Consider the following 9,474-nt stretch of genomic DNA (forward strand, 5'->3'; position numbering starts at 1 on the left):
ACAATCACCACCGCGGACACACCGCCCTGAAAGGCCAACCACCCGCCAGCCGCGTCCCCAACCTCACACGGCAATACACCTAGTGCCGCACCGCGTTGATTCGTTGAGGGTCATGCGGCCTTGAGTGGTGCACCGTCGTAGGTCCAGCGGTAGGGCTTGGCGGTCGTGTTGTGCCGGATCGCGAACGTGTCGATCTTGTCAATGAGGTCGTCCCGGCTGGGAAAGTCGCCGTGCCGCAGGACCCGGCGGGCCAGGACAGAGAAGTACAGCTCGACCTGGTTGAGCCACGAGGCGTGGGGCGGAGTCCAGTGGACGTGCCAACGTGGATGGGCGGACAGCCACGCTCTGGTGTTCTTCGCGGTGTGCGCCGATCCGTTGTCCAGGACGACGTGGATCTCGCGGCGTGGGTCAATGGTTCGGTCGAGCATCTTCAGGAAGCGGACAAAGGTCGCCGAGTCGTTGCGCGTGATCGGCTGGGTGAGGACCTCACCGGTGCACACGTCCATTGCGGCGGCGATGGAGACTGTGCCGTGCCGGCGGTACTCGAACTCCTGCCGAACGGGTCGGCAGGGTGCGGGTGCCTTTCCGGCATGGCGGCGGGAGCGGGCGGCGATGGCTGTCTTCTCGTCGGTTGACAGCACGACCGCTCCCGGTGGCGGGGAGAGGTAGAGGTGGCAGACGTCCTCGGTCCGCTCCCAGAAGTTGGGGGCGTCGCGGCGGGTGAGCCAGCCACGCACCCGATGGGGCTTGAGGTCCAAGTCGGCGAGAATCCTGCCCACTTGGGAGGCGGAGATCGCCCGTGAGGCCAGGTGCGCGGCGATCGTCCGGTGCGACCAGGTCGACTCCGGATGCGGCGGGGCGCTGGTCGCGGTGGCCACCACGGCGACGCGCACCTCGGGCCCGTGGACGCGGGGGACGCCCAGGGCGTGGTGCGTCCCGCAGCCCGGCCAGGCCAGTGACCGCGAAACCGTCGGCGCCACTTGCGCACCGTATTCACGCTCACGCCCTGGGCCCGGGCGATCACCGCGTTGGAGCCGCCCCCAGCCGCTGCCGGCACGATCCTGGCCCGCACTGCCTCCCGCACCGGGGCTCTGGCCGCGGAAGCGGTCCGCTCCAGCCTCGCGCGCACCTGCTCGTCCAACACCACCAGCACTGCGTGGGTCCGTGCCACTCCGACCATCCTCCGCCCCTGTTCCCACCGACAGGAGTGGATCATGGCGGACACCGGCGGGAGCAGGCACGATGGGCGTCATACCGAAGAGCCCGCCGGAGTCGATGCAGCACCACTTGCGCCAGCGCCTGATCGAGCACGCTCACTCGCGATGGTCGCAGCTGGCCGGTGTCGACGTGCGCTTTCGCGCCGGATTCGCCTACGTCGCAGGGACGTTGCCCAGCGGGCAAGCCCTGCCGCTGTGCCGTCTGCGCTTCGGCGGGGTCCTGCACACCTGGGGCCTCGCTATCTACCTCCGCTCCGGCTCGACTGATAGGCCCGCATATGGGCGTGTCGCGTATTGGTGGCTGACCTTGCTGCTTTGTTGCGCTGGGTAGTCATCGTGCGGTGAGTCATCGTGGCTGTCATGGACGCGCAGGTTCGCTCGACGACAGCCGGGCGTGGACACCTATAGTCCTCACTATGATCCACAAAGTCGCTCCCCCATCGGAGCCTCCGGTGACGCTCAGTGATCCGCGCGAGCTTCTGGCCGGTTACCTCGACTTCTACAGAGAAGCCGTCCTTCGTAAGTTGGAGGGTCTCTCCGATGACGAGCTGCGGAACAGTCGATTGCCTTCCGGCTGGGCGCCCTTGAGCCTGCTGAAGCATCTGGCTTACGTAGAACTGCGATGGATGCGGTGGGGATTCTCCGGAGAACAAATCGAAGAACCGTGGGGCGACCACTCCCGGCCCGGCCAGTGGAGTGTCGGACCGGATGAATCCGTCGAGGACGTCAAGGAGTTCTTCCGAGAGCAGTGTGCGCGCACTCGCGCCATCGTCGCTGAGGCGCACTTGGAAGACCAGGCAGCGACTCTCGGCGGACGTGTCCCGGCCGACGAAGATCGCCCGACGCTGATCTGGATTCTCTTCCACCTGCTCCAGGAGTACGCGCGACATGTCGGCCACCTCGACATTGCGCGCGAGCTCGCCGACGGGGTCATCGGCGAATAAACCCGGTGGGGCTACTCGGCGGCTTCGCGCGGCTCTCATCGGAAGAGGCCCTCGACGGCGGGTGCGGCCCCTACCTCAACGACCCGACTGCCTGGACAATCGCACCCTCAACGATCTAACGCGGTGCAGCACTAGTGCCGCATCGGGCAACGTTCGCCCTCTCGACCACGGCTTGTAGCCGCCGAGCGTCGGCGTGACGGTTTTCGCCAGATGGTGTAGGGGCGGATCATGCTGCCCTGCTCCTTTGTGGCTGGCGTGGTCGGTGCCGTTGAGGCCGAAGTGACGCAGGGCGGTGGGCTGGGCCCCAGCGGTGGCACGTTGGTCGGGGTGTTTCGGCCCGGTGGCCCGGGAGCGGCTGGTCTTCACCGCTGGCCGTGGCCTCGCGCACTGACCGCTCATGCGTGCCGCAGTGTCGCGGNGCCGTGGCCTCGCGCACTGACCGCTCATGCGTGCCGCAGTGTCGCGGTGGCGATCTCCAGGAAGTCGCGCAGTAGCTTCTCGCGCCGGTCCGCGGCAACGGCCAGGCAGGTCTCGATCTCCGGCGCGTCTGTGACGGGGATGTTGGCGAGGTCAGGGCGGGAGTAGGACCGCGCGACGCTCAGCGGGATGAGCGCAATGCCGTGGCCGGAGGCGATGAGCTCGAACTTCTCTTCAAGCGACGACGTCCGCCGATTTGGCACGTCGAGCATCCGCTCGCCGTCGAGGTCTGCGGAGGTGAGCTCCTGACGACACGCCAGGGGATGTGCCACGGGCATGCAGGCAACCCTGGGGTCGTGGCCGATGGGAATGATGCGTAAGCCCGACTCATCGAACGGCCTTCGCAGGTAACCGACTTGGGCGCGACCGTCCCGTAGCGGCTGGTCCTGCTCCCACCAGCGCGCCGGGACGACGTCGATCTCGACGTCCGCGTGGCGCGACGTGAACGCCCGGATCGCTTCCGACACAGGCAGCCCCGGGGAGAAAGCGACCACGAGCCGTTGGACGCCCTGATCGACGTCGTGGACGCGCCGGACCGCCGCGGCGATCGACGGGAGGATCTGCTGCGCCTCCTCGTAGAGCTGTTTGCCGGCGGCGGTCAGCTCCACACTGCGGGTGGTGCGCACGAGCAGTGTGCACCCCAACTCCTGCTCCAAGGACTTGACTTGGCGGCTGAGTACCGGCTGGGCGATGTAGAGCTGTTCCGCCGCCCGGCCGAAGTGCCGGTGCTCGGCCACCGCGGCGAAGTAGCGGAGCTTACGCAGATCGAGATCCATGCCCTGAAGGTATCAATGGTCGGGAAGGGTATTGGACGCCGCGGACGGCTGGCCCGAGACTCGACGCATGATCGTCATCACCACTCCCACCGGCCAGATCGGCGGCCGGCTCCTGGAGATCCTCCTCGACGAGACCCGCACGCGCGGCGAAGAGCTGCGCGTCATCTTGCGTGACCCCAAAAGACTCCCCGACGGGGTTGGCGCCCGCGTCGATGTCGTCACCGGCTCGCACGGCGACGCCGAGGTCGTCGACCGGGCCTTCGACGGCGCGGACGCCGTCTTCTGGCTGGTTCCGTCAAACACCCAGGAACCGAGCCTGGACGCCATGTACTCCGGCTTTACCCGCGCCGCCGCGAAGGCGTTCACGACCCATGGAGTCGGACACGTCGTCGGCGTCTCGGCACTCGGCCGCGGCACCCCCGTCGCCAGCCGCGCCGGGCATGTGACGGCGTCGCTGGCCATGGACGATCTCATCGCAAGTACGGGGGTGGCCTACCGGTCGCTCGCCAACCCGACGTTCTTCGACAATCTGCTGCGGCAGGTGGCTTCGATCCGCGACAACGGTGTGTTCACCGGTACCGTCGCCGCCGACCGCAAGGCGCCGACGGTCGCCACCCGGGACATCGCCGCGGCCGCCGCCGGCCTGCTGCTCGACCGCTCGTGGACGGGAACGGGCGAGGTCCCGGTGCTGGGCCCCGAGGACCTTTCGCCGAACGACCAGGCGCGCATCATGTCCGAGGTGTTCGGCCGCCCGATCCGCTACGAGCGGCAGACGCTCGACGAATTCCGCACCGCACTCGCCGGACACGGCGTCGGGGACGCGCTCGTGCAGGGCTACCTCGACATGATGCGCGCCAAGGACGACGGGCTCGACGACGGGGTGCGGCGCACCCCGCAGACCGCGAGCCCGACGACCTTCCGCGAGTGGTGTGAGCACGTCCTCAAGCCGGCGGTCCAGGCATGAGCGCCGGGACCGCTCTCATCGTCGGGGCGTCCCGGGCCCTCGGGCTCGGCCTGGCCACCGAGTACGCGCACCGGGGCTGGGACGTCATCGGGACCGTCCGGGGCGATCGGCGCACTGGTCTCCACGACCTGGCCGAGTCATCCTGTGGTCGCGTCACCGTCGAGTCGCTGGACATGACGAAGCCAGAGGAGATCGATGCGCTGCGCGAACGCCTGGCGGAGCGCACCCTCGACCTGCTGTTCGTCAACGCCGCCGTCGCGAGGGGCAACATTCCCGTCGGCGACGTCCCGACGGAGATGTTCGTCGAGGTCATGGTCACCAATGCGCTCAGCCCGATGCGCGTGATCGAGTCCTTCCGCTCGCTGGTCGCGCCGACCGGGACCATCGGCGTCATGTCCTCGCGCCAAGGCAGCCTTGCGTTGAACACCCGCGGCGGTCAGGACGTCTACCGCGCCAGCAAGTCCGCTCTGAACCAGCTGATGCGCAGCTACGCCGCCCGGTACGCCGACACCTCGCACACGCTGCTGCTCATGTGTCCCGGCCATGTCCGCACCGAACTCGGCGGACCGGACGCACCGTTGAGCATCGACCAGTCCATCCCGGGCGTGGCGGACACGATCGACCGCCACGGCGGCGAACCGGGCCTGAAGTTCCTCAACTACCAGAACCAGCCCGTGCCCTGGTAGCAGTCGTCGGAGTGACATCCCCAGCCAGGAGACGACCACAGCCCGGTCCTCCATTCTGGCTGGACGACGAGGCGGCGGGCGGCGTAGACGAGGCGTGTACGGCATGGGCATGATCAGGAATCTGCTCCCCGGGCCGGCGTCGGAGCGGATACCTCCGGGCACCGTCGAGATTCCCATTCTTCGCGTCGAGGACGCTGCGGCGGCGGTCCGGTGGTACGAGCGGCTGGGGTTCGCCAAGCAGTGGGAATACCGCTTCGAACCGGGACTGCCCGTGTTCGTCGAGGTCGCCGGGGGCGGGGTGCGGTTGTTCTTGTCGGAGCACACGGGCGACGCTCGCCCCGACCCGCTGGTCTATCCCTGTTCGTGATGTCGATGCCATCGCCTCCGAGTTCGGTGTGCAGGTGAAGGACGCTCCGTGGGCGCGTGAGATTGAGCTACGCGACCCTGACGGCAATCGGCTGAGGATCGGCACACCGACGAAATGAACACTCGCCGGCAGCCCGCGGCCGCGAAGCTGTGCTGGTGGCTGAACGAGTGCGGGTTCGGCTGATTGATGAGGACGAGGGTCAGCGCTTACTGCGGATCATCCGCAGGGGCACGGGCTCGGTGGTGACCTGGCTGCGGGCCCAGATGGTGCTGCTGTCCGCGCAGGGCATGCCCGTCGCGAAGATCGCCGAGGTTACCTTCACCAGCCCGGACCGGGTCCGCGATGTGATCCATAACTTCAACACCGACGGCTTCGTGGCGCTCCACCCCAAGTACAAGGGTGGTCGGCCGAGAACCTTCACGCTGCCCGAACGGCGTGAGATCAAGAAGATCGCCAAGTCCAGGCCCGCTGAGCACGGTCTGCCATTTTCGACCTGGAGCCTGGCCAAGCTGGCCGACTTCCTGGTCGCCGAGGGGATGGTCGACGACATCAGCCACGAGGGCCTGCGCATGCTGCTCCGCGAGGAAGGCGTGTCGTTTCAACGCGTGAAGACCGTGCGCCGTGAGGCGCTTGTTTGCCGAGTGGAGGTGAAAGACCTCGCCCCCAGGTTGTCGCAGCGACCTGGGGAAGCTGGGGGCAGCCTGACCCAGGAGGTGCTGGGGAGGGTGGGAAGCAGCCCCGACAAAGTCGGGCCGCGTCGGTACTGCCAGACGGTGCGGGCCCGGTGAGCAAGACGGGAAGGTGTACGAGAGGAACCGGTGCAAAACACCTCGTTAAGCGTTAGCCAGCTCCAATCTGGTGGATATGGGCTGGTACTGCGGTGCGTGTCAACCAGGGTTGAGGAGCGACACCCGTGCACACCAGTGCCATTGGCGTGCACAGTCCATGCGGAAGGTCTGCGGCGTACGCATGGGGGCCGCCGGGGCAAAGCCGGGCACCTAACCCGTCGATCGGTAGCAAGTGAACACGGGAACCGTCGCGTTCCGATCTGGCCAGACTCACAGCCAGTGGTCCGACCAGATAGGGGCACCGTCCCCCGAAGGGACGTGGCGGGGCGGAGCCGTCGTAGTAGTCGGAGGCCGGGAAAGCCGGCCACAGGGCGAAGGACGGCAGCGAGTTGAGCAGTGGAAGGACTGTCATGCCGGGAGACACGCCGGTGAATATCGGCGTCTTGCTGAACAGCCCGTACCGGGCTGAACGGCGGGTACTGGAGATTCAGACGAAACTGCATCATTGGGCGAAGGAGGCCCCGGACCGCCAATTCGGGGACCTGTTCAACCTCGTGGCGGACCCGGCGTTCCTGGTCTTGGCCTGGAACAGGGTCCGGGAGAACAAGGGTGCTCGGAGCGTCGGGGTAGACGGCGTGTCTGTCGCCCTGATCGAACGCTCTGTACTCGGTGCGGAGGGGTTCCTGGAGGACGTGCGTGCCTTGCTGAAGGCGCGAACCTTCCAGCCGGTCCCGGTGCAGGAGAAGACGATTCCCAAAGCGAACGGCAAGGTCCGTCGCCTAGGTATCCCTACTATCCGCGACCGCATCGTGCAGGCGTCCTTGAAGCTGGTACTTGAGCCGATTCTGGAGGCGGACTTCCCCTCGTCGAGCTACGGATTCCGTCCAAGACGCAGAGCCCAGGACGCGATCGAAGAGATCCGTTACTACGCCCGATCCCGCTACGAGTGGGTGTTTGAGGGCGATATCGCGGCCTGCTTCGACGAAATCGACCACACGGCCCTCATGGAGCGCCTGCGGCGACGAATCGGAGACAGGCGCGTATTGGCGCTCGTTAAAGCGTTCTTGAAGGCGGGCGTGCTCAGCGAGGAGGGCGTCAACAGGGAGTCCTATACCGGCACTCCCCAGGGTGGGATCTTATCCCCGCTCCTGGCCAATCTCGCGCTGGAAGTGCTCGATGAGCACTTCGCTGCGAAGAACAGGGCTTTCAAATGGTCGAACCAGCGGGTCAGGCACCGGAAACGCGGAGGCGCCACATATCGGCTTATTCGGTACGCGGACGACTTCGTCGTCATGGTGTTTGGCCGTCGGGATCAGGCCGAAGCCCTGTGGGGTGAGGTGGGCGATATTCTGGCTCCGATGGGGCTACGACTCCATCCGGAGAAGACCCAGGTAACCCACATCGATGAGGGCTTCGACTTCCTGGGGTTCCGTATCCGGCGGCACCAACAGAGGGGAAGCACACGGCGACTGATCTACTCCTACCCATCGGGCAAGTCTCTTGCGTCCGTCAAGCGGAAGGTGAAGATGGTCACCAAGCAGGGAACCCACAGGCCCGCAGAAGAGGTGTTCAAACGCCTCAATCAAATAACCCGCGGATGGACCCTCTATTTCAAGCACGGCGCCTCCAGCCAAGCGTTCAAGGACCTCGACCACCACCTGTGGTGGAGGCTGAATCGCTGGCTGGCGAAGCAGCACCCGCGTCAAAGCATGAGATGGATTACCCGGCACTACTTCCGGCAGAGCCGGTGGTGGCCGGAGGCAAATGGAGTGCGAATCAGGCCCGCAGTCGATACGCACATCGAGCGATATCGATATCGGGGGTCGCGGATTCCCACCCCGTGGGACCATCGTCCGGAACCGCAACCTTCACCCTGATGGAAACTCGTGGAGAGCCGGATGCCTGGTAACAGGCACGTCCGGTTCGGGTCGGCGGCCGGGAGAAACGGGCCGGGCGAGAGCCTGGAACCGCGCTCCCGGCCGACCGCACTGGAAGGGCTCCCGCGACCCGGACTATGCGGCCAAGAAGGCCCGTGTCGAGCACCTCTACGCGATCGCCGACGGCGAGGTCATAACCGAGTACGGCGAGCCGGAAGTCATCTACTGCCTCGATGAGTTCGGCCCGCTCAACCTCCAGCCTCACCCCGGGCAGCAGTGGGCCGAGCGCGGCGGGAAGCACAAGGACCCCGACCGGCAACCGAGGCCCTGACGGCGGGCGACCTACACCCGCCCACACGGTGTCAGGCACCTGTTCGCCGCCTACGACCTGGGCAAAGACAAGCTCTACGGGCACATCAAGCCGAGGAAGAACCGAACGAGGTTCCTTCAGTTCTGCCGCTACCTGCGCAGCCTCCACCCGCCAGAGATCCCCATCGCGATGGTGCTCGACAACTTCTCCCCGCACCTGACCACCAGACGCGACACCCGGGTCGGTGACTGGGCCGCGGCCAACAACGTCGAGTTCGCCTACACACCGACCAACAGCTCCTGGTTGAACCGCATCGAGGCCCAGTTCGCCGCCCTGCGCTACTTCACGCTGGACGGCACCGACCACGCCAGCCACAAGGAGCAGGGCAGCGTGATCCGCCGCTACATCATCTGGCGAAACAAGCACGCCGCCAACGAACGCCTCCGCGAAGTGGTCGACAGGGCAAACGTTGCCCGATGCGGCACTAGCTCGCCGCCCCGCTTGTCCTGCTGGTAGTGGCCGTTGCAAAACCCCCCGCCGATAGCGGGCAAGCCGCACGGCGTGCCGGACCCCTCCGCCCCGGGCCCGGTGCAGAACTCCGGCATGGCCCGCCGCTGTCGGATCGGGCGCAGCTCTTTGCCGGCTGCGCGCTGCTGGTTGTGGGCGTCGCACAGCCGGTTGGACCGTATCGGCCGTTCACACGGCGGGTACGGGGAGAATCAAAGTGGGAATGCCTCGCAGGTCTTGGCGCCCGCGTTGAGCGCGGGCAGCTGAGGGATGATCTGGATGTCCGTCACGGCCGGATCCTTAAGGCCTGGGTCTGACACTGCCTCAGTACCCGCCCCCGGTTCTTGCGCCGGCAGCGCATCGGTCTCTCGTAGCACGCGGAGTCGGGCTGGATGCCGCGGATCCAGCGGGTGAAGTCCTTGTCCTCTCCTTGCACCCGGTCGAGCGTGCGCAGACGCAACAACGCGCCGGGCCTGACCTAGGTGTATTGCCGTGTGAGGTTGGGGACGCGGCTGGCGGGTGGTTGGCCTTTCAGGGCGGTGTGTCCGCGGTGGTGATTGT

Annotated in this window: 6 protein-coding genes and 4 pseudogenes; 7 read left to right on the top strand and 3 right to left on the bottom strand. The window is 66.7% G+C overall.

Annotation, left to right across the window (positions count from 1 at the left end; genetic code table 11):
* Positions 1–110 precede the first annotated feature (110 nt).
* Both DY245_RS19915 and DY245_RS48320 read right to left on the bottom strand, forming a co-directional pair.
* Positions 111–980, bottom strand: coding sequence for an IS630 family transposase (locus DY245_RS19915; protein ID WP_181923770.1), 870 nt, complete (start codon positions 978–980; stop codon positions 111–113).
* A 29-nt stretch (positions 981–1,009) separates the two neighbouring features.
* A pseudogene (locus DY245_RS48320) lies at positions 1,010–1,216 on the bottom strand (hypothetical protein); the annotation flags it as partial.
* 417 nt (positions 1,217–1,633) lie between these two features.
* On the opposite strand from DY245_RS48320, the gene DY245_RS19925 reads away from it, so the two are divergent.
* Entirely contained in the window at positions 1,634–2,161 is a 528-nt protein-coding gene (locus tag DY245_RS19925) for a DinB family protein (RefSeq protein ID WP_128508609.1), read from the top strand.
* A gap of 443 nt (positions 2,162–2,604) precedes the next feature.
* Here DY245_RS19925 and DY245_RS19930 read toward each other — a convergent pair whose 3' ends face one another.
* Positions 2,605–3,414: a LysR family transcriptional regulator gene (locus DY245_RS19930; RefSeq protein ID WP_128508610.1), complete on the bottom strand. Its 810-nt coding sequence runs from the start codon at positions 3,412–3,414 to the stop codon at positions 2,605–2,607.
* 67 nt (positions 3,415–3,481) lie between these two features.
* Between DY245_RS19930 and DY245_RS19935 the strand changes: the two genes are divergently transcribed.
* From DY245_RS19935 to DY245_RS47880, 6 genes and pseudogenes are all read left to right on the top strand, one after another.
* Positions 3,482–4,378 (top strand): NAD(P)H-binding protein, encoded by an 897-nt coding sequence (locus DY245_RS19935; protein WP_128508611.1) that lies wholly within the window; start codon positions 3,482–3,484, stop codon positions 4,376–4,378.
* The gene (locus DY245_RS19940) at positions 4,375–5,064 is read left to right on the top strand and encodes an SDR family oxidoreductase (protein WP_128508612.1); all 690 of its coding nucleotides are present in this window, start codon (positions 4,375–4,377) and stop codon (positions 5,062–5,064) included. Before DY245_RS19935 ends, DY245_RS19940 begins: the two co-directional genes overlap by 4 nt.
* Positions 5,065–5,173: 109 nt before the next feature.
* Positions 5,174–5,549: pseudogene (locus DY245_RS19945) on the top strand (VOC family protein).
* Positions 5,550–5,586: 37 nt separating this feature from the next.
* A pseudogene (locus DY245_RS19950) lies at positions 5,587–6,045 on the top strand (helix-turn-helix domain-containing protein); the annotation flags it as partial.
* 584 nt (positions 6,046–6,629) lie between these two features.
* Complete coding sequence (gene ltrA / locus DY245_RS19955) at positions 6,630–8,096, top strand: group II intron reverse transcriptase/maturase (RefSeq protein WP_128508613.1); 1,467 nt, start codon at positions 6,630–6,632, stop codon at positions 8,094–8,096.
* Between the two features lie 112 nt (positions 8,097–8,208).
* Positions 8,209–8,922, top strand: a pseudogene (locus tag DY245_RS47880) (transposase); the annotation flags it as partial.
* Positions 8,923–9,474: the final 552 nt, after the last annotated feature.

The sequence above is a fragment of the Streptomyces inhibens genome (genome assembly GCF_003389455.1).
Lineage (GTDB): Bacteria > Actinomycetota > Actinomycetes > Streptomycetales > Streptomycetaceae > Streptomyces > Streptomyces inhibens.

Bases quoted from the DNA above. Each gene is read 5' to 3' on its own strand.
- DY245_RS19935 (WP_128508611.1), top strand. From the start codon at position 3,482: ATGATCGTCATCACCACTCCCACCGGCCAGATCGGCGGCCGGCTCCTG.
- ltrA (WP_128508613.1), top strand. From the start codon at position 6,630: ATGCCGGGAGACACGCCGGTGAATATCGGCGTCTTGCTGAACAGCCCG.
- DY245_RS19930 (WP_128508610.1), bottom strand. From the start codon at position 3,414: ATGGATCTCGATCTGCGTAAGCTCCGCTACTTCGCCGCGGTGGCCGAG.
- DY245_RS19940 (WP_128508612.1), top strand. From the start codon at position 4,375: ATGAGCGCCGGGACCGCTCTCATCGTCGGGGCGTCCCGGGCCCTCGGG.
- DY245_RS19925 (WP_128508609.1), top strand. From the start codon at position 1,634: ATGATCCACAAAGTCGCTCCCCCATCGGAGCCTCCGGTGACGCTCAGT.